The sequence below is a fragment of the Corynebacterium humireducens NBRC 106098 = DSM 45392 genome, from assembly GCF_000819445.1.
In the GTDB taxonomy this organism is placed as follows: Bacteria; Actinomycetota; Actinomycetes; order Mycobacteriales; family Mycobacteriaceae; genus Corynebacterium; species Corynebacterium humireducens.
In genome coordinates this window covers 1,950,329-1,973,013 of the sequence record NZ_CP005286.1, presented here as the reverse complement: position 1 = coordinate 1,973,013, position 22,685 = coordinate 1,950,329, and the positions used below count along the sequence as shown (strand labels likewise).

At 70.4% G+C, this 22,685-nt stretch carries 16 protein-coding genes; 8 read left to right on the top strand and 8 right to left on the bottom strand.

The window, feature by feature from the left end; translation table 11 throughout:
* Positions 1–9: 9 nt before the first annotated feature.
* Genes B842_RS09720 through B842_RS13710 form a run of 3 tightly spaced genes read left to right on the top strand, consistent with a single transcriptional unit; the run spans position 10 to position 2,379 of the window.
* Positions 10–2,022, top strand: coding sequence for a M3 family metallopeptidase (locus B842_RS09720; protein ID WP_040086397.1), 2,013 nt, complete (start codon positions 10–12; stop codon positions 2,020–2,022).
* A 22-nt stretch (positions 2,023–2,044) separates the two neighbouring features.
* Positions 2,045–2,218, top strand: a complete 174-nt coding sequence (locus B842_RS13860) for a hypothetical protein (protein WP_169744860.1) — start codon at positions 2,045–2,047, stop codon at positions 2,216–2,218.
* A gap of 20 nt (positions 2,219–2,238) precedes the next feature.
* The gene (locus tag B842_RS13710) at positions 2,239–2,379 is read left to right on the top strand and encodes a hypothetical protein (RefSeq protein WP_040086395.1); all 141 of its coding nucleotides are present in this window, start codon (positions 2,239–2,241) and stop codon (positions 2,377–2,379) included.
* Here the strand turns inward: B842_RS13710 and malQ are convergent.
* Positions 2,376–4,511 (bottom strand): 4-alpha-glucanotransferase, encoded by a 2,136-nt coding sequence (gene malQ / locus B842_RS09710; protein ID WP_040086394.1) that lies wholly within the window; start codon positions 4,509–4,511, stop codon positions 2,376–2,378. The genes B842_RS13710 and malQ overlap by 4 nt on opposite strands.
* 109 nt (positions 4,512–4,620) lie before the next feature.
* Here malQ and B842_RS09705 point away from each other — a divergent pair, with 109 nt between their 5' ends.
* The 5 genes from B842_RS09705 (at position 4,621) to B842_RS09685 (ending at position 10,405) form a co-directional block, all read left to right on the top strand.
* Complete coding sequence (locus B842_RS09705; protein ID WP_040086392.1) at positions 4,621–6,468, top strand: AMP-dependent synthetase/ligase; 1,848 nt, start codon at positions 4,621–4,623, stop codon at positions 6,466–6,468.
* Between the two features lie 81 nt (positions 6,469–6,549).
* On the top strand, positions 6,550–7,194 hold the full coding sequence (locus B842_RS09700) for a hypothetical protein (protein ID WP_040086391.1): 645 nt from the start codon (positions 6,550–6,552) through the stop codon (positions 7,192–7,194).
* Between the two features lie 9 nt (positions 7,195–7,203).
* On the top strand, positions 7,204–8,316 hold the full coding sequence (gene hemW / locus B842_RS09695) for a radical SAM family heme chaperone HemW (protein ID WP_040086389.1): 1,113 nt from the start codon (positions 7,204–7,206) through the stop codon (positions 8,314–8,316).
* Positions 8,317–8,985 (top strand): hypothetical protein, encoded by a 669-nt coding sequence (locus B842_RS09690; RefSeq protein ID WP_040086388.1) that lies wholly within the window; start codon positions 8,317–8,319, stop codon positions 8,983–8,985. It begins immediately after the preceding gene.
* Between the two features lie 58 nt (positions 8,986–9,043).
* Positions 9,044–10,405, top strand: coding sequence for a hypothetical protein (locus B842_RS09685; RefSeq protein ID WP_040086387.1), 1,362 nt, complete (start codon positions 9,044–9,046; stop codon positions 10,403–10,405).
* Here B842_RS09685 and B842_RS09680 read toward each other — a convergent pair whose 3' ends face one another.
* From B842_RS09680 to B842_RS09650, 7 genes are read right to left on the bottom strand one after another with little or no spacing between them, the layout of a single operon-like run.
* Positions 10,406–10,894 carry a hypothetical protein gene (locus B842_RS09680; RefSeq protein ID WP_040086386.1) on the bottom strand — a complete coding sequence of 163 codons (489 nt, stop codon included), beginning with the start codon at positions 10,892–10,894 and terminating at the stop codon, positions 10,406–10,408.
* Positions 10,891–11,913 (bottom strand): hypothetical protein, encoded by a 1,023-nt coding sequence (locus tag B842_RS09675; protein WP_040086385.1) that lies wholly within the window; start codon positions 11,911–11,913, stop codon positions 10,891–10,893. The genes B842_RS09680 and B842_RS09675 overlap by 4 nt, the downstream gene beginning before the upstream one ends.
* On the bottom strand, positions 11,910–12,887 hold the full coding sequence (locus tag B842_RS09670; RefSeq protein WP_040086383.1) for a hypothetical protein: 978 nt from the start codon (positions 12,885–12,887) through the stop codon (positions 11,910–11,912). Before B842_RS09670 ends, B842_RS09675 begins: the two co-directional genes overlap by 4 nt.
* 2 nt (positions 12,888–12,889) lie before the next feature.
* Positions 12,890–14,260, bottom strand: a complete 1,371-nt coding sequence (locus B842_RS13250) for a GAP1-N2 domain-containing protein (protein WP_052437872.1) — start codon at positions 14,258–14,260, stop codon at positions 12,890–12,892.
* Complete coding sequence (locus B842_RS09660) at positions 14,257–16,335, bottom strand: SaeA-related protein (RefSeq protein WP_040086382.1); 2,079 nt, start codon at positions 16,333–16,335, stop codon at positions 14,257–14,259. Before B842_RS09660 ends, B842_RS13250 begins: the two co-directional genes overlap by 4 nt.
* Positions 16,336–16,348: 13 nt before the next feature.
* Complete coding sequence (locus tag B842_RS09655; RefSeq protein ID WP_052437871.1) at positions 16,349–19,054, bottom strand: hypothetical protein; 2,706 nt, start codon at positions 19,052–19,054, stop codon at positions 16,349–16,351.
* A complete protein-coding gene (locus tag B842_RS09650) occupies positions 19,054–22,683 on the bottom strand; it encodes a tubulin-like doman-containing protein (RefSeq protein ID WP_040086381.1) in 3,630 nt (1,209 codons plus the stop codon). The genes B842_RS09655 and B842_RS09650 overlap by 1 nt, the downstream gene beginning before the upstream one ends.
* Between the last annotated feature and the right edge of the window lie 2 nt (positions 22,684–22,685).

Here is a 22,685-nt window from a genome sequence, read left to right as displayed (position 1 = left end):
TCGGCAGGCATGACCTCCAACCCGTTGACCGCCCCGTCCACCCTGCCCTACGAGCTCCCCGACTTCCGGGCCATCCGACTCGAGCACGCCGTCGAGGCCTTCGACACCGCCCTGGAGGAGCACGCCGCGGAGATCGCCGCGATCGTCGCCGACCCGGCCGAGCCGACGTGGGAGAACACCGTCGAGGCGCTGGAGACCTCCGGTGCGCTGCTCGACCGCGTCACCTCCTGGCTGTTCAACCTGCAGGGCACCGACTCGAACGACGAGATGGACGCCGCCGTCGCGCAGATCGTTCCGCGCCTGTCCGCGCACTCCGACGCGATCTACCAGAATGAGGGCCTCTACCAGCGGCTTCTCGACGCCCCCGTGCCCGCCGACCCCGAGTCCGCCCGCCTCCACGACCTGCTCGTGCGCCGTTTCACCCGCCGCGGCGCGGGCCTGGACGCCGCCGGCAAGGCCCGCCTGGCGGAGATCAACCAGCGCCTGAGCTCCCTCTCCGAGTCCTTCGGCCGGCAGCTGCTGGCCGACACCCGCGACCTGGCCGTGCTCTTCGACGACGCCGCCGACCTCGCGGGCCTCAGCGAGTCCCGTGTCGCCTCCGCGAGGGCCGCCGCCGAGGAGGCCGGGCAGGAGGGGTGGCTCATCCCCCTCGAGCTGCCGACCGTCCAGTCGGATCAGCTGGTGCTCGACAGCGCGGAGTCCCGCGCCCGCCTCTACGAGGCCTCCCAGCGCCGCGGCCTCGAGTCCAACCGGGAGAACCTCCTCGAGCAGGTGCGTCTGCGCGCCGAGCGGGCCCGCCTCCTCGGCTACGACACTCACGCCGACTACGTCATCGCCGAGGAGACCGCCGGCACCGCGGAGGCGGCCCGCCGCCTGCTCTTCGACCTCGCCCCGGCGGCCGCCGCCAACGCCGACGCCGAGCGCAAGCTGGCCGGTGAACTCGCCGCCGCCGACGTCACCGCCGCCGACTGGCCCTACTGGCAGGCGAAGGTCCGCGAGCGTGACTTCTCCCTCGACGAGGACGAGCTCTCCGCCTACTTCCCGCTGCGCCAGGTGCTCGTCGACGGTGTCTTCCACTCCGCGAACCAGCTCTACGGCATCACCGTCGTCCCGCGCGAGGACCTCCACGGCTACGCCGAGGGCGTCGACGTGTGGGAGGTCCTCGACCACGACGGCGCGGGCCTCGGCCTGCTGCTCACCGACTACCGTGCCCGCCCCTCCAAGCGGGGCGGCGCCTGGATGAGCTCTTTCGTGCGCCAGTCCGGCCTGCTGGACCGCCGCCCGGTGGTGGTCAACGTCATGGGCATCACCCACCCGGTGGACGGCTCCGAGCCGCTGCTGACCATCGACCAGGTGACCACCCTCTTCCACGAGTTCGGCCACGCCCTCCACGGGCTGCTCTCCGACGTGCGCTACCCGACCCTCGCCGGCACCAACGTCCCCCGCGACTGGGTCGAGTTCCCCTCCCAGATCAACGAGAACTGGGCCTTCGAGCCGGACATCGTCCGCAACTACGCCCGCCACGTCGACACCGGCGAGGTCATCCCCCGGGAGCTTCTCGACGCCGTGGTCGCCGCCCGCCAGTTCGGCCAGGGCTTCGCCACCTCCGAGTACCTCGCCGCCGCCATCATCGACCTGGCGTGGCACTCCCTGACGGAGGAGGAGGCGGGCAAGGTGACGTCGATAAGCGACTTCGAGGAGAAGGCCCTGGAGGAGGCCGGGCTCGTGGTCGATGAGCTGGCACCGCGCTACCGCTCCACCTACTTCAACCACATCTTCGGCGGCGGCTACTCCGCGGGCTACTACTCCTACCTGTGGGCGGAGGCCCTCGACGCCGACGGCTTCGACTGGTTCCGTGGGGAGGAGGACCGCCGGGCGGCCGGCGAGCGGTTCCGCGAGCACATCCTCTCCCGCGGCGCATCACTGGACTACACCGATGCTTTCCGACGCCTGCGTGGCCGCGACAAGGACGTCACCCCGCTGCTGCACCGTCGTGGGCTGGCCGGGGTGGAACTCGGCTAGACCTGGGGTAGATTGATCCGACATGGACGCCGTCACCCAGTTTCTGCTCAGTGCCCCGTTGTGGCTGCAGATCCCGCTGGTGATGGGCGTCGCCGTTCCGGTCGCCACCGTCGCGGCGGTGGCGCTGGTGCGGATCGTCGACACCGTCTCCCTGGCGGCTGAGCGTGCCTGGCGGGCCTCCGTCGGCGACCACTGACATTCACTCAAAGGAGAATCATGGCCAACCCCGAGGAACTGCGTAAAGAGGATCAGAAGCTGCCGAAGGCCAGGCGCAAGTACCCGCAGTCGCGGGTGACCCAGTCGCTGTGGGTTCTCCTCGCGATCGTGGTCATCGCCTGGCTCATCAGCATGATCTAGCGTTCGCTGGCCTCCGCGATGCGGTGGAACAGCGCGACGTCGGCGAGGTCCTCGATGAGGACCGGGGTGCCGTCGGCGTCGCACAGGGGGATGCACCAGTTGGGGTACTGGTCCTTGGTGGTGCCGGGCTGATTCTGCGCCCGGATGTCACCGACCATGTCCACCAGTGAGATGCAGCTCAGCGCCGACGGGGTGCCGGCGATGAAACGGTGGATGCCGACCATGAGGTCGCCGGTGCTGCCGCGCTCGTCGCGGGCCAGCCCCTCGAACTCGGTGTCCGCCAGGGGGGTGCCGTCGAAGCAGCCGGTCTCCCGGATGCGGTCGAGCACCTCGCCCTGCCACTCCAGGTCGACGGCGTCCTCCTCGGCGGCGTCGGTGGTGAACAGCCCCAGACGCTCACGCAGCTCGATGTGCTCGCCGGCCAGGTAACCGGCGGTCGGCGGCAGATCGTGCGTGGTCACCGAGCTCAGCGCCAGCTGACGGTACTCGTGCTGCAGGCGCGGGCCCTCGACGGTGGGGGAGCCCTCGAACCACAGGATCGAGGTGCCCATGACACCCTTGGCCGCCAGGACTTCCTGCACCCACGGCTCGAAGGTGCCCAGGTCCTCGCCCACGACGACGGCGCCGGCACGCTCGGCCTCGAGCGCCAGGATGCCGACGAGTGCCTCATGGTCGAAGTACACGTAGGTGCCCGTCGTCGGCGGCTGCATGCGCGGCATGACGAAGAGACGGAACAGCCCCAGGACATGGTCGACGCGGATGCCGCCCGAGTGGCGCAGCACCGTCGACAGCAGGTTGCGCCACGGGCGGTAGCCGGACTCCGCCAGCTTCACCGGGTGCCACGGCGGCTGGGACCAGTCCTGGCCGTGCTGGTTGTAGCCGTCCGGCGGGGCACCCACCGAGACGTCCGGCGCCAGCCAGGGGGCGAGGTTGTGGGCGTCGGCGCCACCCGGGTGCACGCCGACGGCGAGGTCGGCCATGATGCCGATCTTCATGCCGGCGGCCTTCGCGCGGGCCTGCGCGGCGGCGAGCTGCTCGTCGCAGAGGAACTGCAGCCACATGTAGAAGTCGACCATCTCGTCCATGTCCGGGACGATGCCGTGGGCCCGCTGCTGATGGATCTGCTCGTTCTCGCGGCGGGCGCACCAGGAGGCGAAGTCGACCAGGCCCTGGCCCTCCCGCTCGACGTAGGCGCGGAAGGCGGCCTCCCGCTCGGGGGTGCGGCCGCGGTGGTGCATCTCGTGGAGGACGTCGAGCTTGGCCTGGTAGACGGGGTTGCGTTCGATGATCTCGTCGGAACGGTTCATCTCCCGCAGCTCGGCGGCGAGCTCCTGCAGGTCCGCGCGGGTCTCCTCGTCCAGCTGCGCGATCTCCGGGATGTCCTCGATGCGCAGGTAGATCGGGTTGATGAAGCGGCGGGTCGTCGGCAGGTAGGGGGAGTCCTCGGCCGGCGGGAAGGGCTCCGCGGCGTGCATCGGGTTGACCAGCAGGAAGTCGGCGCCGGCCTCCTTCGCCAGGACCTCCGCCAGCTGCCCCATGTCGTGGAAGTCGCCCAGGCCCCAGGACTTCTCGGACCGCACCGAGTACATCTGCGCCATGACGCCGGTGACCGGCTCCTCCACGTAGCGGTCGGTGGTGGACAGGCGGGCCGGGGTGATGATGAGCGCGCACTCGTGGTGGGCGTCGTTCGACTGCAGGGTGATGCGGTGCCAGCCGAGCGGCAGGTCACCCGGGATGCGGAACGTCGCCTCGCCCCAGGGCTGACCGTCGACGGTGACCGGCGGGTTCCAGTTCTCCTCCTGGTGGGCGGAACGCACGGAACCGTCCTCGAGGATGATCTGGATGTCGGCCGGGGCGCCGTCGTGGACGTGCACGTTGAAGGTGCGGGCGTCACCGGCGACGGCGACGACGCACGGCGGCAGCGGGCGGATCGCCTCGGCTGTGCGGTGGGCGTCGAGGGCGGCGCGCAGCTCCTCGCCGTCGGGGGCGGCGGAGAGGGCGACGCCGAGGGCACGCAGCGTCTTGAGCAGCGTGTCGTCGGTGACGGTGATCTCCTCCCCGTCGCTGGCGGTGTAGCGCGTGGCGACGCCGTGGGCGTCCGCGAGTTCTCTCAGCACGTCCTGGTTAGTCACACCGCACATCCTGCCATCTCGGTGGTCGTTCCGCTGGAAGCTGCGGGGTGTGGCCACCCTCCCGCGCCACGACAGGGGTAGCGTTATGAGGAAACCGTCATGTATCCCGATGCGAGAGGACGCACCCGTGCAGGAGTTCCACACCCCGGCCGACTACGAGATCGCCCCCGGCGAAACCTGCCTCACCGCCATGCTGGACACCGCGCGCCGCTACCCGCACGGCGTCATGTTCACGCGCCCCGCCAACTTCGAGTGGGTCAACGTCACCTCTGCGGAGTTCGTCGCCGAGGTCTACGAGGTGGCGAAGGGCCTGGTGGCGTCCGGCGTGCAGCCCGGCGACCGCGTGGCGCTCATCTCGGACACCCGCTACGAGTGGTCCCTCCTGGACTTCGCCATCTGGGCGGCCGGTGCCGTGAGCGTGCCCGTCTACCCGTCCTCCTCCCTGTCGCAGATGCAGTGGATCATCGAGGACTCCGGCGCGGTGCTCGCCATCTCCGAGACCCGCGACCACACGGAGCTCATCTCCCACCTCGTCCTCACCGAGGACGGCACCCCGCGTCTGCAGGACTCCCCCTCGCAGCTGCGCCGCGTGCTGGAGATCAACTCCTCCGCGATCGCCACCCTGAAGTTCGAGGGCCGCGAGATCCCCGCCGAGGAGATCGACGCCCGCATCGCCCGCACCGACACTGACAGCCTGGCCTCCATCGTCTACACCTCGGGCACCACGGGGAAGCCGAAGGGCTGCCGCCTCACGCACCGCAACTGGCTGGCCGAGGTCCGGGGCGTGCTCAGCCACCCGATCGGCGCGATCGCCGTCCCGGGCACCCGCGTGCTCACGTTCCTGCCGCTGGCCCACGTGCTCTCCCGCGCGGTGTCGCTGGCCGTGGTCATCGGTGGCGCCACCCAGAACCACTGGTCCGACTTCTCCACCCTCTCCGTCGAGTTCGCCCGCTCCCGCCCGAACCTCATCCTCGGCGTGCCCCGCGTGTTCGAGAAGGTCCGCAACTCCGCCGCCGCCAACGCCGCGGACGGGGGACCGGCGAAGGCCGCCATCTTCGCCCGCGCGGAGAAGACCGCCATCGCCTACTCCCGCGCCCTGGACACCCCGGAGGGGCCGTCGCGGATGCTGGCGGCAAGGCGCGCCGTGTTCGACAAGCTGGTCTACTCCAAGATCCGCGCCGCGATCGGTGACTCCGTGAAGTACTGCATCACCGGTGGATCGGCGATGAGCCACGACCTGCTGCACTTCTTCCGCGGCCTGGGCGTCACCGTCTACGAGGGCTACGGCCTGACCGAGACCGCAGCCGCCGCGGCCGTCGACTTCGAGGACCAGAAGATCGGCACCGTCGGGCGTCCGCTCGGCGGGGTGAGCATCCGGGTCAACGACGAGGGCGAGATCCTCATCAAGGGCCCCATCCTCTTCGACGGCTACTGGAACAACGAGGAGGCCACCGCCGAGTCCATGGAGGACGGGTGGTACAACACCGGCGACCTCGGCGAGCTGCTCGAGTCCGGCCACCTGGTCATCACGGGCCGCAAGAAGGACCTCATCGTCACCGCCGGCGGCAAGAACGTCTCGCCCGGCCCGATGGAGGACTCCCTGCGCGCCCACCCGCTCATCTCCCAGGCGATGGTGGTCGGCGACGGCAAGCCCTTCATCGGTCTGCTCGTCACCCTCGACGAGGAGGCCCTCACCCGCTGGAAGCTCAACCGCAACATCCCGGAGGACAAGTCCGTCTCCGACCTGGCCATGGACCCGGCCCTGCGCGCCGAGATCCAGGACGCCGTGAACACCGTCAACTCCACCGTCTCCCAGGCGGAGGGTATCCGGAAGTTCTACATCCTGGACCGGGACCTCACGGAGGAGGAGAATGAACTCACCCCGACGATGAAGGTGAAGCGCAACGTCGTCGCCCAGCGCTACGCAGACGCCATCCGACACCTCTACAAGAGGTAGTCCGGCGAGTCACACCGACTCTGGGACGGAACTGTCATAGAGTCAGCCTCGATCCAGGAAAAAGACAGGGGGCAGCCTACGATGCAGAAGATCGCCGCCGAGCTGCGCCACCGCGAGCTCACCCAGGAGATCTACAACATCGGCGACGAGGTCGTCGAATACATCGAGCATCTCCTCGAGGCCATCCGCGACTGGGACGCGGAACTCACCGTCGACTGCCTCGCGGAGTTCGATGAGATCCTCGCCGACGCGCGCCGCGATTCCCGCCACATCATCGGTGAACTCCTCGGCCTGCGCCAGGCGCTCATCTCCGGCGTGCGCGCCGGGGTGCTCTCCGCGTCGGCGTCGCCGTCCTCACGGCTCGTCGAACCGGAGCTTCTCGACGCCGCCTCGCTCGAGGAACTCTTCACCTTCACCGAACTCGACGGGCGCACCGCGCTGGTCGTCGAGCATCTCGGGGAGATCGTCGAGTGGGTGCTGGCACAGACCGACATGGTGGCGGGCAACCTCGACGCCGTGAGCCTGCCGCACCTCTTCGCCCGCGTGGGCACGCACGTGACCACGGTGGTGGAGGGCTGGCTGGAGACCGTCGCCCACGCCTACCCGGGGTACACGCGTTCCATGCGCGGGGACAACCCGCCGGCGTTCCTCACGGAACGTGCGCGTATCGACGCCATCGTGGCCCGTGTCGCAGCCAAACGTGCACGCCGGGGCGCCGCCAGCTAGCCTGACGGAATGTTCGGCGTCTACGTCCACGTCCCCTTCTGCACGACCCGCTGCGGGTACTGCGACTTCAACACCTACACCCCGGGTGAGCTCGACATGGCGCCCGTCGCCTACCTCGACTCCCTGGCGCGGGAACTGGAGCTCGCGTCCGGTCCCCCTGCCGACACCGTCTTCATCGGCGGCGGCACCCCCTCCCTCCTCGGCGCGGAGGGACTGACGCGCATCCTCACGCTCGTCCGGGACAACTTCGGCCTCGCGCCCGGCGCGGAGGTGACCACGGAGTCCAACCCGGAGTCCACGTCACCCGAGTTCTTCGCCGCGCTTCTCGACGCCGGCTTCACCCGCATCTCCCTCGGCATGCAGTCCGCCGCCCCGGGCGTCCTGCGCGTCCTCGACCGCATGCACACCCCGGGCCGCGCCGTGGAGGCCGCGAAGGAGGCCCGGGCCGCCGGCTTCGAGCACGTCAACCTCGACATGATCTACGGCACCCCGACCGAGACGGACGACGACGTCCGTGCCACCCTCGACGCTGTGCTCTCCGCCGACGTCGACCACGTCTCCGCCTACTCCCTCATCGTGGAGGAGGGCACCGCCATGGCCCGCAAGGTCCGCCGCGGCGAGCTGCCTGCCCCGGACGAGGACGTCTACGCGCACCGCTACGAGATGATCGCCGCCCGCCTCGAGGACGCCGGCTTCGAGTGGTATGAGGTGTCCAACTGGGCGAAGCCGGGTGGCGAGTGCCGCCACAACGGCATCTACTGGCGCGACGGCGACTGGTGGGGAGCCGGCCCGGGCGCGCACTCCCACCTGGGTGACCGCCGCTTCCACAACGTCAAGCACCCCGCCCGCTATGCGGCGCTCCTGGCCGCCGGGGAACTGCCGGTCGCGGGGGAGGAGACCCTCACCGAGGTGGAACGCCACACCGAGAGAATCATGCTCGGCCTGCGCCTCCGCGAGGGCATCCCCCTCGCGTGGGTCGCGGAGGCGGGGCACGGTGTCGTCGAGAAGCATGTGGCGGGGGGACTCCTGCAGCACCGCGGTGACCGCATCGCGCTGACCGATGCGGGCCGGCTGCTCGCGGACGGCATCATCACGGACATCCTGGTGGCGGAGGAGGCCTGAGTGGGTGGACTCGACCGGATCGCCGACGCCCCCACCGTCGGTGCCCTGGGCATGGGGCCGCAGGAGCTCATCGACGCCATGCGTGCCCGCCACCGGCAGTCCCCGGGCGGGGGAGTCGGGGAGGAGGCGGTCGCGCTCGGGTTGGGCTCCGGCTCCCCGGAACTCATCGCCCTGGGGTGGCGGTGGGTCGCGCAGGACACTGCCGTGGACGTGCGGCGGCGGATTTCCGCCGCCCGGGCCGCCGCCCGGCTGAGTGAGGACCCGCTGCAGCGCCTCGAGGCACTGCTCATCGCCGGGGAACTCGAGATGACCGACGGGGACCCGCAGGAGGCGGAGGCACTGCTCTCGACGGTGTACCGCGAGGCCGACTGGAACCGGCACCTCACGCCGGTCGTCTCCGCGTCCATCGGACTGTCGAACCTGTACCTCAAGGCCGGGCGGCGACGGGAGGCGGCGGAGCTGTTCGTGCAGATCCTGGCGCAGACGGACCCGCAGACACTGCCCGACACGAGGTCGCGGGTGTCCTACGCCTACGCCCTCGTCGAGCTGGCCGGGATGCACCGCACCGCCGGGCGAGCCGACCTCCACCGGCAGCTCACCGCGCGGGCGGCCGGACTGCTCCGGGAACTCGGCGAGGAGACCCTCGCCCGGTGGGCGGAGACGCGCTGAAGCCACCCGTCCCGTGACCTATGATGAGGGGACCTTTCCCCCGGAAGAAGGAAGATCTGTGCAGGACATCGACTCTCTGCGGACCCTGGTCGACGAGATCCACCGGAGTCGGGGGGACCTCGCCCCGCAGGACTACCTGGGGCACGCACGGCGCGTCGGCCCGCGCATCGACGAGACCCTCCGCGGACTCGACACCCTCGCCGCGGTGGAGGAGCACACCGACCTGCTCGTCGAGGCCGCCCGACTCATGCAGGCGACCGACCTGGCGGAGATCTCCGGGGACGGGGCACTGCAGGACCCCCACGCCGGGCGCCACGCGGAGCACCTCACGGCCCTCGGCCTCGCCTCCGGCGACCCGGACCTGGTGTTCCAGGGCAAGGCCAACCAGCTGGTCACCGAGATCATGCAGACCACCGACCGTGACGCGGCGGAGAGGATGCTCGACCTCGCCGAGTGGCTGGTCGTCCACCCCCTGCGCATGAACCATGAACCCCTCAACCAGCGCATCGTCCGGGCGCTGGACCATCTGGACTCCCTCCTGGCACGCCCGCTCGATCCCGCGCTCGCCGCCGTCGACGAGGAGGTGGCCACCTGGCTCGCCGCCGGACCGGCCCAGTTCAGCGAGGACCAGGTCGACCGGATCGTCGAGCTCATCGCTGACCGCGGTGAGGACCTCGACCTCGAGGCCGTGCAGACGCTCTTCGACGCCACGATGTCCGTCCTCGACCCGGCGGACGAGAGCATCGGCACCCTGGTCGACCGCTTCCGCATCGCCTACGAGTACTACGTCGCGCTGCGTTTCGTGGACCGGGCCGCCGCCTACCAGGTGCTGGCCCTGGCGGCGGCGCCACTCCACGAGAGCCGGCACGTCGTGGGCGCGGAGCTCCTGGGCGAGGAGGGGCTCGCCGCCGTCGACATGGGGACGGCCGGCTACCGTGCCGCACACAACTCCCCGCAGTGGCGGCCCCTGATGGAGTCCGCCAAGGAGACCCTGCTGAGTGGCGACGGTGACGTGGGCGAGTACATCGACGCACTCATCCACGAGGGCGAGTTCCTCGCCCGCGAGGACAACCCCCGCGACGCCTTCACCTCGCTCAACCACGCGTACTCCCTGGCCCGGCGGGAACGTTTCCTGCCGGCGCAGGTGGTGGCCAGCACCGGGCTGGCCCGGCTGTACTTCCTGCGCAGCATGCACCGGGACGCGGCGAACCTGTTCATCGACATCCTCACGGAGTACCCGCAGGACACGCTCACCGAGAAGAGCGACCGGCTGGGGTACGCCATGGCGGAACTCGAGCTGGCGCTCATGCACCGCTTCGCCGGGGCCCACACCACCTACGAGGAGATGCTCGGCCGCGCCGTCACCACCATGGAGGAGCTGGGCCTGCACCGCCAGGTGGAGCAGGCCCGCGCCCGCTGATCAGCGGAAGCCGAACCAGGCGTGCCCGCGGGGCAGCCACAACGCAACACCCGCGGCGATGCCCAGCAGGCTGGCGGGCCAGAACCCGGGGAGGACGACCACGAGGATCCCCACGACCGTCACCGCACTGAGCCCGTACCTGCCCCAGGGCTGGGCCAGCAGCATGGCCCCGACTAGCACGACGATCGCCACCAGGGCCACCACCTTGAGGGTGAAGAACTCCCAGTAGAAGTCGTGCCGCAGGGGAGTGGAGTTGACGTGGGAGATGAGCAGGTACGTGAGGTAGCCGACACCCAGCAGGTAGAGACCCGCCGAGATCAGCAGGTTCCACGGCGCCTGCAGCGGGTTGACCCCGCGGGCCGACACGTGGCGGCGTTCCGTGTCCGCCACGGGCTGACCGTAGACGTAGCTCTCCGGTTGCGTGTGTCCGTGCCCGGCGGAGGAGTCGGGCTCGTCCCAGCCGATGCGTTCAGGTCCCTGGAACGTCACAGCGACACACCTCCCGGCTGCGGCTCCTCGAACACCCCGTAACGCTGGAGGTGCCAGCGCAGCGGATCGGTGGTGCGGAAGGGCGCGATGCCCTGCCGGCTGAGGTGCTCACCGGTGGGGGACTCACCCAGGGCGGAGACGGCGAAGTAGTGGCGCTCCCCGCGGCTGCCGTAGGCCTCCTCCAGCTGGTTGAGCAGGGTGTCGGCCTTGACGTACCGCAGGAGTGCGTCGATCTCCATGTCGAGCATGAGCTGGTCGTGCCGGTCGAAGTCCCAGCCGGTGTCGCGGCGGAAACTGGAGCCCTCGTTGCCCATGATCGCCTGCCACTCCCCGTCGGGGAGGGCGGCGAGCTTCTGCAGGGTGTCGAACTTCGAGATCGTCACCGCCAGGGCCGGGCGGGCGTCGCCGAGGATCCGCCGGAGGTTCTCCAGCACGTCCTCCGGGTTGCCGCCGAGGCTGGCCTGCGGCGGGATGAGCCCGTGGAGGTAGCTGCTGATCTGCGGGACCTTCAGCGGGTCGAAGAGGAAGACGATGAGGTGGGCGTGGCGGAAGAACTCCAGCTCCTCGACGGGGGTCTCGGTGTTCTCCAGGTCCTCGCCCGCGACGTCACGCAGCACGAGGTTGTGGACACGGTCGACGCCGTCCGGGGCGCGCCAGGTGCCCAGGGTGAAGATCAGCGGGTCCCGCTGGTAGGCGTCGGTGCTGGTGCTCGTCGGGGTGGGGGCCATGTGCCGCATCTCGAGGTAGAGCGGGGTCTCGTAGTGTGTGGTGTAGCGCTCCCGGGTGGACTCGTCGAGCGGCCGGATGAGGCGGTGGAACCGCGCCGCCAGCAGCTCCAGCTGCTTGATCACCACGGCGGTGTACAGCGACTTGCCGGACGCCCGGGCGCCGGCCATGGCGATGCAGTGGGTGACGCTCTCGGACCAGTCCGCGGGAAGTTCGAGACCGGTGTACGGACTGACCGTGGCGCCGGGGTCCAGGGGTCGGAAGGTGTGCGGGCAACGTGCGAACTGGCTCATTCCGTGGCTCCGTGGGGGTTGGTGGGGGACGACAGGACGGCCGCGATGGTGTCCGCGTGCGGGGCGATGGCGGAGTGGCTGCCGTCCTCCAGGGCGGTGAGGACGTGGTCGGTGAGGGCGACGAAACCGGTCCGGTCGCCGCTGCGCAGGTTGAGCTCGAAGAGCTCCTGCTCCGCGGCGGCGGTGGGGCCGTAGGCGAGGACCAGGCTGGGGTGCCCGGTGCTCACCATCGCGGCCCGCGGGGTCGGCGTCAGGTGGACCACCAGGGTGTGGTCGTCGACCTGCGGTGGACGTTCGCCACCGATGCGGGTGGCTCCCGCCCCCACCAGGGCCTCCAGTCGTGCCGCCAGCTGGTCGAAGGTGCACGACTCCCCGCCGAGGCGGACCGAGTCGAGGGTGAGCGCGGTGGCGACGCCGGTGACCATGTGCGCGGCCCCGGCGATCATGCGGGGATCGTTGAGCTGGGCGGCGGTCGCGGAGGCGTCCGGGCACAGCACGAGCGAGGTCACTCCGGTGGGGGCGGTCAGGCGGCTGCGCAGCGCGGAGAGCACGACCATGGACTCGCGGCCCAGGTTGGTGGACTCGTCGGAACCGTAGGCGGTGAGCAGGTAGTGCTCGCCGGTGTTGTCGATCTCGCCGATGATCTTCTCGCTGACGCCGTCGACACGCACGATGGGGAACTCCACCGTGATGTCCCGGTGGTCGCTGGCGCCGCTGCGCGTGACGGTGACCCGCGTCGACTGGTCCGGCCCGAACTCCCCACCGTGGGCGGGGGCCACGACGATGGTGGCGCGCTGCGGGCAGGACATGAGGAACACGCAGCTGTCGCCTGCGGCGTTGGCCTGCAGCTGCTCGCCGTTGACGCTGACGCGGACAGGTTCCGCGGCGCCGCCGACGGAGAAGGCGTCGATGCGCAGGTACCCGCCCAGGGGGATCGGGTGGGAGTCGTTCGCGCTGAGAGTGATGGTGGACATGGCTACTTCCTCACCTGGGTTCGGGGCGTGCGGGCATGATGCTTCTCGACGACCCTCCGCACCAGGTCGGTCACCGGCAGTCCGTCCTCCCGGGGCGCAACCGGTCCGGGGGTCTCCGGGAGCTGCGCGGCGGCGTCCCGGCAGAGTTCCTCCTGGAGGTCGTCGGGCAGGTCGAAGAGCCACCCGAAACGCGTGACGTCCCGGCTGCACCACGGTTCCGCGGTCTCCGCGGCCAGCACCATCGCCCGCGTGCGGGCGCCGATGAAACTGGTCGGCGGGAACAGCAGGAAACCGAGCACGTCGGACACGGTGAGCGGATCCTCGACCTCCCCGCGCAGGACGTCGACCCACTCCTGCACCCCGGCGGTGTGGAGGAAGGAGTTCTGCGCCGCCGTCGGGGTCAGCGTGAGACCGGCCGTCAGGTACGCGGGCGTGCCGGGGCGTCCCAGGTAGTCGGTCACCTCGGACAACTGCACTGAGAGGTCCGGGGCAGGCGGGAGCTCCGGCTCCGCGTCGAAGGGGTTGGACAGGGCGTCGGCGACCGGTTCCGGGGCGGGCGCGGCGGGGATGTCGTCGGTGGTGGTGATGACCGTCAGATGGGGGAGCATGACCCGGACGCGGTCGGCGTCCGGCAGGGGGACCATGACCAGCTGCGCGCCGCGGGACAGGGTCTCCTCGACGGTGGGGGTGCGTTCGATCGTCGAGAAGCAGAAGTCCAGCTGTGGCCTCTCGGCGTTCACGGCGGCGACCCACAGGGGGGCCTCCGCCGGCGGGCACGCCAGGACGACGGGCTCGCCCGTCTCCAGCGTGGACGCCAGGAAACGGACGAGATCCCGGCGCCGGGTGCCGTGGGTGTTGGACACGGCGGCGAAGATCTCCGGCAGGGGGGAGGTACCCTCCTCCCAGCCGTCCAGGAACGTCGGCACCAGCCCGGCCACCGGGCCGGCCTGCGCGGGCTGCGCGGGGATGCGGGCGGACTCGGTCTCCCGCGGCCCGAAGGGCGTCGGGATGTCCGGGCTGAACATGGCGGAGACGGCGGCACCGACGGGGACGTCCGGCCCACCGCACACCGACACGTAGGTGAAGACGTTGCCGGGGCGGCCGGTGGCGTCGGAACCCGCGGGGACGGAGGAGAAGAACACCCGCACCCGCGGATCCCAGGGGGCCGGCAGCCAGGCGAAACGGCGCACCAGACGGGCGCGTTCCTTCCTGTCCGGGTACGTGGGGACCTGGGTGCCGTCACCGAGCTGGGTCGGGACCGCACCCAGCAGGGACCTCACCCGCCCCTCATCGAGCGGCCCGACGACCTCGCCGATCTGCCAACCGCCGGCACCCCGGGAGAAGGACGCGTAACTGAAGGCTGCGGCACTCACGGCTGGCTCCTCCACAGGGACTCGATGCGCAGGCGCTCGGCCACGTCACCCTCGACGACGACCTTGGCCGCGAGGGAGTCGTCCTGCTCCTGGTCGTCGTCGAGAAGGAAGAGACGCACGTAGCCCGTCGCCGCGGGAGGCATCTCGACCCACCAGGTGACCTGGTTGGCGCTGCCGACCTCCGGGCGGCCCCGGGACAGACCGTGCGAGGCGACGATCACCGGACCCTGCGCCTGCCGGCCGTCCAGGATGTCCTGTACGTTGGCGCACCGCAGCGGGCGGCCGTCGTGCGGGTGCAGCGGCAGCGACGTCGGGTTGTGGACGAGCGTGAAACGCGGCGGGTTACGGTCCTCCGACTCGTTGCGCCAGATGAGCAGCTGCGTCCCGTTGTCCACCGTCCGCAGATCGTAGGAGTAGGTCTTCAGACCGCGGTAACGCAGGTGCGTCGGCTCCGCCGTCGTGTCCCGGCCGGCGTAGAAGGACTTCGGGGTGAGGGTGACCTCCTCACCCGTGTGCGCCAGCTGGACGCGGACGCCACCCTGGCGCCGGTAGTCCTCCTCCAGCAGCTCCCGGCTCGTCGGGCTGTTCGACGTCTCGATCTGCACCATCCGCGCGCCGGCCGGCCAGTCGAACGTGATGAGCTGACTCGACAGGCGTTCGACCAGGCGGACCTCCGTGATCGGGGAGACCCGCTGCATCACCTCGCTGGGGCCGGCCCACGCCTTGTCGCCGACGATGTTGACGGCGGTGATGTACACCTCGTGCCACCCCTCCGGCCACGTCATCGTCGTGTCGGCGGTGCTGCCGGCCGGGGCCTCGCTGGTGTCGGTCGGGATCTCGCCGACGAAGGCCGGGTCGTCCTCGATCCAGGAGTACTCCACGGGGGCGACCGTGAGGGTCGGACGCGGGGGGATCTGCGAGAGGAAGATCTTCACGCTGCCGGTCGGGGGCGCCGTCCAGGACAGCATGATGCGTTCGTTCCGGCCGTCGTTGAACAGCTGCGGCGTATTCAGCTGCACCTGCCGGATGTCCGCGCTCGTGGCCTGCCGGAGCTCCGCGCTGCCCTCACCCAGGATGAGGGAACCCCGGAACTCGGCGGCCGGGACGAGCTGGAAGACGTAGTTCCGCCCACGTTCCGCGGCCTCGTAGATGAAGCGGCGGTCACTCACCCCGCTGATGACCTGGTTGCCGGGGTCCCGCATGTCGACGGGGACCTGCTCGAGCTTCGCGTACACACGCATCTCTGCATGCCCAGGCAGGGGGTCCCACGTGCCGGTGATGGTGCCCTTCGACTCGACCAGCTGGAAGTTCTCCGGCGGGAACACCACCATCCGCTCACCGACCAGCGTGGGCTGGGAGTGCAGCGCCTCCTTGAGCTCGCTCCGGAGGACGTTCGCCCACACCATGTAGTGCCGGACACCGCTGGTGCCGAGATCCTCATCGAGGTAGGCGGTACCCAGCGTGGTCACCAGCGTCTGCTGGCCGTCCGGGGAGGCGATCACCTCCCGGTCCGCGGCGACGACCCGGTAGACGACCTGATGGCCGGCGGGGACCGCGGGCGGCTCCCAGGAGATGAGGACGGAGCCCCGGCCCTGGGGCTCGCCGTCCTCGTCCACCGGGGCGGGGTGGTGCTCGACGGTGATGCCCGGGGACAGGTGGTCGGGGGTGGAACCGTACTGGTACCTGTCGAACAGGGCCGGGTCGATGTCGAGGAACAGGGCGGGGTCGACCTGCTGGCGGGCCGCCTCCGCTGCGGTCTGGCCCCGGACCTCCTCCTCGAGGGCGCGGGCCAGGTCCTGGAGGGAGGCCGTCGCGGTGCTGCGCGGGACAGGCTCCGGCTCCGGGACCACGGGCTCGGGGATCACAGGCTCGGGCTCCGGCTCCGGCTCCGGTTCCGGGGCGGGGAACGCCGGGGCGCTGGCGGGTCGGCCGTTGAGCAGGGCGATGATGTCGTCGGCGAGGTGCCGGGCGTTCTCCGGCAGTGCCGCGGACACCTCGTCGCGGGTCGGGTCGTGGAGTGCCGCGATCCCACGCAGCACCGGCAGCGGGATCTCGCTGAGCGTCAGTTGAGTCATGGTGGATGTGGTCCTAGATCAGGGAGTCCCAGTCGGGGGTCGTGGTGTCGTCCTGCGGGCCCGGGGTGGTCCTCGCGGACAGGTTCTCCAGGCGGGTGAAGTTGCCGTACTGGATGACACTGACCGAACTGGTCAGGGTGCCGGCGGCGCGGGTGTCGGCGGGGGAGTGGAGGACGCCGCCGATCGCGGGGTCCACCGCGGTGGCGCCGGCGTTGACGCCCTCGTAGTTGAGGGAACGGTTGGAGAAGTGCGGGATGCCGTTCGTCGCGGTCAGGTCGGCGCGGAAGGCGTCCCGGGAGACGGTGACGCGGTCGCCGTCGCGGTACATCTCGATGGCGATGTCACGCTGATCGAAACGGGAGGCCATGCCGTGGCTGCTGATGGCCTCCGCCCACGCCTCGTCGGAGTGGCTGCGGTCGTCCGCCGCCCCCGACGCGACGAGGGAGGACAGCTTGTCCAGCGCGGAACGGGAGCCGGTGCCCGCCTGCCCGTGCAGCTCGTTGACCGAGGCGATGCGGGTGCCGTCGACGTGCTGGAGTTCCCGGGCAGCGTCGTCGACAAGCTGGTTGAGGGCGCGGTCCGCCCAGTCGCGGGGGAAGACGGCATGGCGCAGGTCATTGACCATCCGCTGCAGTTCCTCCGGCGGCAGGACCGCCCGTCCCAGGCGGGTGGTGCGGGGCAGGCCGGACGTCGGGATGGTGACGGCGCCGTGGTCGTGGTCCACACGTCCCAGCGGCTGCGCGATGGCCTTGCCGAGCAGCGTCGACCAGGACAGGAACTGGTGGTACGACTGCGCGAGACGTTCGACGTCGTTGACGGCGGCGTTGGAGTTGAGACGGGAGATCTCCTCGTTGGCCACCAGGAGACGCATCTGGTTGAGGTCGTCGAGGATCCCCCGGCGGGCGCGGGCGAAGATGAACATCTGGGTGCCCATGATGACCACCGTCGTGAGGAACACCGACAGCAGTGCCCAGCGCCAGTCGATGCCCGTCATCCAGTCCGCGAACCGGTACTTCGGCTGGTAGTGGCTCAGGGTGAGGTAGCCGATGAGGATCATGAGCAGCACCCACAGGGCGGTGAACAGACGCAGCACACGGGTGAGGCGGCGGTTCTCCGAATCGTAGTCGCGGCCCTCGTAGCCCCGGAGGGCGGAGCTGATCCCCTGGTGCACGTCGCGCCACTTGTGTGCGTTCTGCTGGGCCTGCCCCAGCATCTGCATGAGGCGTTCGCCGGTCTGCCATGCGAAGGACGTCGACATGCGCTCGGACCACTCCCGGAAGCGGTCGCGCAGGGCCAGGACGTTACGGTCCGAGGTCTGCGTCACCGCGAAATCCAGTCCCTCGCTGTACACGCGCGCATGGTGGGAGTCGTAGGGGCTGATGACGGCGTCGGCGGGCTGCAGACCGAGGATGTCCGTGAGCTGCGGGTGGTAGCCCTCGAAACGGTCGGCGGGGTCCGGCACCGACATCCAGCCCTGTTCCACGATCGCCGGGTTGTGCTGGTTGTCGCGGGGGGCGTCGAAGGTGTCACCGAGGTAGTTGGTGCCGTCGACGAGCATGAGCGCGACGCGACGGTAGCCGTTCCACAGGTCCGGGAGGCTCGGCGGGTCCTCGATGTTGAGGCCGCGGCTGCGGGCGTCCCGCTTGAGGTCGGCGGTGGCGGAGGTGAGCTCGAAGAGCCCCGGGTCGTTGAAACGTCCGCGGTAGGTGCCGCACACGATGTCGACGGAGGCGCCCTGCCCGTACAGGGTGTTCTGCACGGCCTTGGCGATCGCCGCGTTGAGGGCGTGCCCCTGCGCGTGCTTCCAGTCCTTCGGGGTGCCCACCGACGCCCGGAAGAACTCCCCGAGGAACTTCCTCAGCGCCGCCCAGGCGGAGGGGCGGAGGGTCTCGGCGGTCTGCAGCTGTCGGGGCGGGGTGAGGAGGGAGTCGCGGTAGCGGTTGATGAGAGCGTCCGCGGCCTGCCCGCCGGTGACCGCCGGGTCGGGCATGCGCACCGCCTGGCGGCCGTCCTCGACCATCGGCAGCGGCAGCTGGCCGGTGACGTCGAAGACCTGCTCGCGGACCTGCGACTCGATCTCGGAGGCGTCGATCGTGCGGTGGTAGGCGCGCACCAGGCGGAACGTGTGCTCGTCGCCGGTGGAGACGGCGCGGCCGTGGGCGTCGAGAAGCGGCGCGTGCTCGGCGGAACGCCACAGGCCGGTGAGAGTCGCCAGGGTGGCGGCCGCCAGCTCGGCGACGGCGTGGGGGTCGTCGGCACGGTTGACCGGGGTGACCGACGAGGTCGGGGCGTCGGAGTCCTCGGGCGCGATCGCCACCGTCGACCAGCCCATCTCCGGGGCGGGGACGAGGGTGTCCAGCGGCAGGCGCGGCAGCAGGACCCGCACGCGCGGGTTCGTGCCGGGCACGCGGGCGTCGATCGCGGTGGTCCACCGCTGTACGGCGGACATGTCGAACTCCGTCGCGGAGTCCCGACTCAGCGGGTCCAGGGCGACGAGGAGGATGTTGCCGTCGAGGTCCCGCAGGGCCTCGTCGAGGGTGACGACCGACAGGAGGGAACCGTCGGGGCGGCACAGGCGGACGGCCGGGCGGTCGGCTCCCAGGCGCGGATCCACCCACGCGAAGGAGCGGATGAGCGACATCGCGGCCAGATCCTGCAGTCGGGCGCGGATCTGGTCGGAGATCGCCCCCGAACCGAAGAACATCACGTTGGGCAGCATCAGATCAGACCCCCACCGAAGTCGGGCAGCTGTGGGCCGCTGGACGCCTGGCGGGTCGGGTCAGGCTGGACCGCGCCCGGGAAGGGATCGAAGCCGACCGGGGCCTCCGCCTGCTGTCGGGCCTCCTCGAGGCGGCCGAGCAGGTCCTCGGTGACCGCGATGACATCAGGGGCCAGGTCGCGGTAGAGGGGCATCTTCTTGGCGTACTCACGGCTGGTGACCGTGGCCCACGGCTTCTCCTCGGTCTGCGAACCGGGGAGCACGGAGCGGTTGTCGGCCACGAAGGTCTGCGCGTTGCTGTGCGAGCGGAGGAGGGCCTCACGCAGCAGCCCGTGGCGCTCGTCGATGTCCGCGCCCAGGGCCTGCTGCGAGGGACGCTCACCCGTGCGGAGGAACTCCGCCAGGTGGGAGACGACCGGGTGGTTGACCACTCCACCGGTGGTCGGGCCGGAGGGGTTGTCGTCGTAGATGCCACGCAGGAGGTGGTACGGGCGCAGGGAGCTGCCCTGGCGACCCTGTGAGTCGCTGAGCGCGACGTTGGCGTAGGCCAGCAGCACGGACTCGATGACGGCGGGCATCCAGTCGATGGCGGCCTGCATGGCGGAAGGCGGGGTGAGCATCGGCGACGGGAAGTCGACCCAGGTCTGGGAGTCCCGGTCGAAGATGTGGGCGGCCGCCTGCGGGGTGTTCGGGTTCGAGATGTGGATCTGGCCGGTGGTGACGCCGATGATCCAGCCGGCGACCATGGCGCGTCGCTCGTCGTCAGACAGCGGCAGTGCGGCCGGCAGGGGGCGGGAACGACGCAGCGTCCAGAAGCCCTCCTGACCCTTGCGGCTGGCCCACGCCCGGGAGATCGGGGCGAGCAGGGAGCTGAAGACCAGCGGCGAGTAGTTCGGGTAGGAGCCGAACACGTCGATGTGGCGGACCTTCTCACCGAGGCTGAGGACCTTGCTGAACTCACCGAGCGTGGTGTCGTCGAGGTTGGTCTTGGCGTCGAGGATCTCCTTGAGGGCGTCGCCCGCGCGGGTGTCCTTGAGCGGGATCTCGGAGAAGGTGAACCGCGAGAGGTCGGGGCGGTTGTGGATCGTGGAGACCAGGTTGGCGTCGACGGCGGCGAGCGGGCGGGCCTGGCTGAGCGCCTCGTTGAAGGCGGCCCGCAGGCGCGTCATCCGGTTGTTCGCCTCGATGTCGTTGATCGTCGACTCGGTCATGTAGCTGCGCAGGTCAGCGGAGATGAAGTTGGAGAAGTGGTCGTTCGGGCGGGCGATCCAGGCGCGGGAGCGCTCCAGGAGGTCGGCCGGGCGGATGCGGGCCCGGAACTGGGCGGGGCGGGACTCCCGGATCTCACCACCCGTGGGGGACTTGAGGAGGTGCTTGGAGATCCAGCCGGCCCGGTTGCCGCCGGTCCGGCCCTCCACCGGGCGCGGGGCCAGGGTGTCGGCGGGAGCCCTCTCCGCGGCCTGCGTGTTCCACTTGCCGACGATCACCGCCCGGGCCGCCACCTTCGTGGCCTCCCGGTAGTCGAAGACACCCGGGTCGTCGACCTGGATGGTCTGCAGGAGGTGCGCCTCGTAGTCGCGTGGGAAGGACTCGACCTCGGTGATGAGGATCTCGTTCTGCGAGCCCTTGAAACGGTCGGCGATGCGCTCGTCGTTGTCGTTCGGCCAGGCGACCGGCTCATTCGTGGCGACGTCGGCGAGGTTGGTGCGTGCCCGGGCGCTGCTGTCCGCCAGCTCGAGGGTGGTGTGCGCGGAACGCAGTTCCTTGTCCAGACGGCCGATCACCGTGCGGACGAAGTCCTCCAGGACGGGCTCCAGCTTCGCGGCGACTCTGACGAGGAAGTAGTCGAAGAGCTGCGGGCGGTACAGGGCGGCGATGTCGTCGAGGAGCTTGCCCACCTGGGTGACGTTGCCGCGGCCGCTGAGCGGGGAGAGGTACTGGTCCAGCCCCTGCGGGGTGGCCAGGGCCGTGCGGCCGCGGTTCTCGTTGAGCAGGGTCTGCATCGGCTGGATGACCCGCTGGGTGTAGAGGTCCCGCAGGTGCCCGAGCACGGCCTCCAGGTAGGGCACGCCGTGGGCGGCGAGCTCGTCCTCGGACATGCTGATGAGGGCATCGGTCAGGGCGTCGGCGAACTCGTGGACGGCGGCGTAGGCGGCGTCGGAGAGCTGGGCGGAGACGGTCTCGTTGAGGCGGGGGTCGGCGAGGCGGGCGCGGATGAGCTGCGCGAAGTCCTGGGACTTCATGCCCTCGTGGTTGGGCAGGCTCTTGTGCACCAGGGCGGACGCCGAGACGGTGGCCGGGTTGCCGTACTTCTCGAAGACCTGGGCCAGCCACCCCCGCAGGTTGTCGCTGTTCGGGGTGGCCTGGCCGAAGCGGGGGTCCAGCTGCAGGCGGGTGAGGATCCGGGGGAAGCGCTCGGCGAGGCGGGCCTGGAGCTGCTCCTCACCGGTGGCCGGGTTGGCGGGGTCGAGGTGCCCGCGGAGCAGACGCTCGAAGGCGGTCTTCGCCAGGCGCTGCGCGGAGTACTCGGCGTAACGGTCACGGCCCATGCTCAGCTGGGCGTAGCCCCAGGTGGCCCAGGGCATGACGTCCCACGGCAGCTTCTCCCGGTCGCCCCAGCCGAGGAAGGAACGGTCGGCGTCCGGGGAACCGGTGTTCGCCAGCAGGTAGGAGGCGAAGGAGTTCGACGCCTCCTCGGAGGCCATGAGCGCGGCGAGGGCGCGGCCGACGCCCCGGTAGATGGTGTCCGGGGTGCCGTCGCCGAAGACGGTGCCCTGCGCGCCCATCCGGGCACCCAGCGGGAAGAGGCGGGCGAAGGTCTGGTGGCTGCCGAGCGACTCGATGCCGGCGGCGCGGAAGAGGGCCTGGTCGCTGGCGGTGGCGGCGCCCGTCTGGGCGGCGAGTGCCTCACCGAACATGGCCAGCGAGTTCGGCCAGGTGCCCACGACGGCGGAGTCGGCGAGGGTCTCGAAGATCTCGGGGGTGTACATGAACACGGCGGTGTTCTTCGGGTCACCGTTGGGCAGGGTGGACAGCGCGCGGCAGACGTCCACGAACATCGAGGCACCGGCACCACCGGCCATGGAGGACAGGACCAGGATGATCGGGGTGGAGGCCGACAGATCCTGCCGACGTCCCGTGAGCTTCTCGCTCAGGGCGTTGATCTCGGAGTCGGTGTCGGCGTCGAAGAGCTCCGAGAGGGCCTGGTTGAGGCCGGAGCGGATCTTGCGCAGGGAGTTGATGGTGAGCATGCGGCCGAGACCGCGGTACTGGCCCGCACCGTCCGAGATCGGGGTGGTGATGCGCTCCGGCTGGCGCGGCGCCCACGTGGCGATCTCACCGAGGGCCCCCTTGGCACCCAGGCTGGCGGAGACGCCGGCGTCGAAGGTGGCGTACTGCTGGTCCGAGCCGATGCTGATGTAGCGTCCGCCGTTCTCCGGGACGTTGGCCAGGCCGGAGGGGCCCGGTTCGGGCTGTCCGGCGACGTCGATGGTGACGAACTGCCAGGCCTTCGGCAGACGCGTGATGCTCGGGTCGACGCTGCGCAGCATCGCCTTGAGCTGGTCCATCATGTAGGCCTGTGTTTTGGCTCCGGAACCGCCACATCCGACTACCAGGAACTTCTTCAACG

Excerpts from the sequence above, each read along its gene's own strand:
- B842_RS09705 (WP_040086392.1), top strand. The coding sequence starts at position 4,621 with ATGCGAGAGGACGCACCCGTGCAGGAGTTCCACACCCCGGCCGACTAC.
- B842_RS09660 (WP_040086382.1), bottom strand. The coding sequence starts at position 16,335 with ATGACTCAACTGACGCTCAGCGAGATCCCGCTGCCGGTGCTGCGTGGG.
- B842_RS13860 (WP_169744860.1), top strand. The coding sequence starts at position 2,045 with ATGGACGCCGTCACCCAGTTTCTGCTCAGTGCCCCGTTGTGGCTGCAG.
- B842_RS09675 (WP_040086385.1), bottom strand. The coding sequence starts at position 11,913 with ATGAGCCAGTTCGCACGTTGCCCGCACACCTTCCGACCCCTGGACCCC.
- B842_RS13710 (WP_040086395.1), top strand. The coding sequence starts at position 2,239 with ATGGCCAACCCCGAGGAACTGCGTAAAGAGGATCAGAAGCTGCCGAAG.
- B842_RS09700 (WP_040086391.1), top strand. The coding sequence starts at position 6,550 with ATGCAGAAGATCGCCGCCGAGCTGCGCCACCGCGAGCTCACCCAGGAG.
- B842_RS09720 (WP_040086397.1), top strand. The coding sequence starts at position 10 with ATGACCTCCAACCCGTTGACCGCCCCGTCCACCCTGCCCTACGAGCTC.
- B842_RS09670 (WP_040086383.1), bottom strand. The coding sequence starts at position 12,887 with ATGTCCACCATCACTCTCAGCGCGAACGACTCCCACCCGATCCCCCTG.
- hemW (WP_040086389.1), top strand. The coding sequence starts at position 7,204 with ATGTTCGGCGTCTACGTCCACGTCCCCTTCTGCACGACCCGCTGCGGG.
- B842_RS09655 (WP_052437871.1), bottom strand. The coding sequence starts at position 19,054 with ATGCTGCCCAACGTGATGTTCTTCGGTTCGGGGGCGATCTCCGACCAG.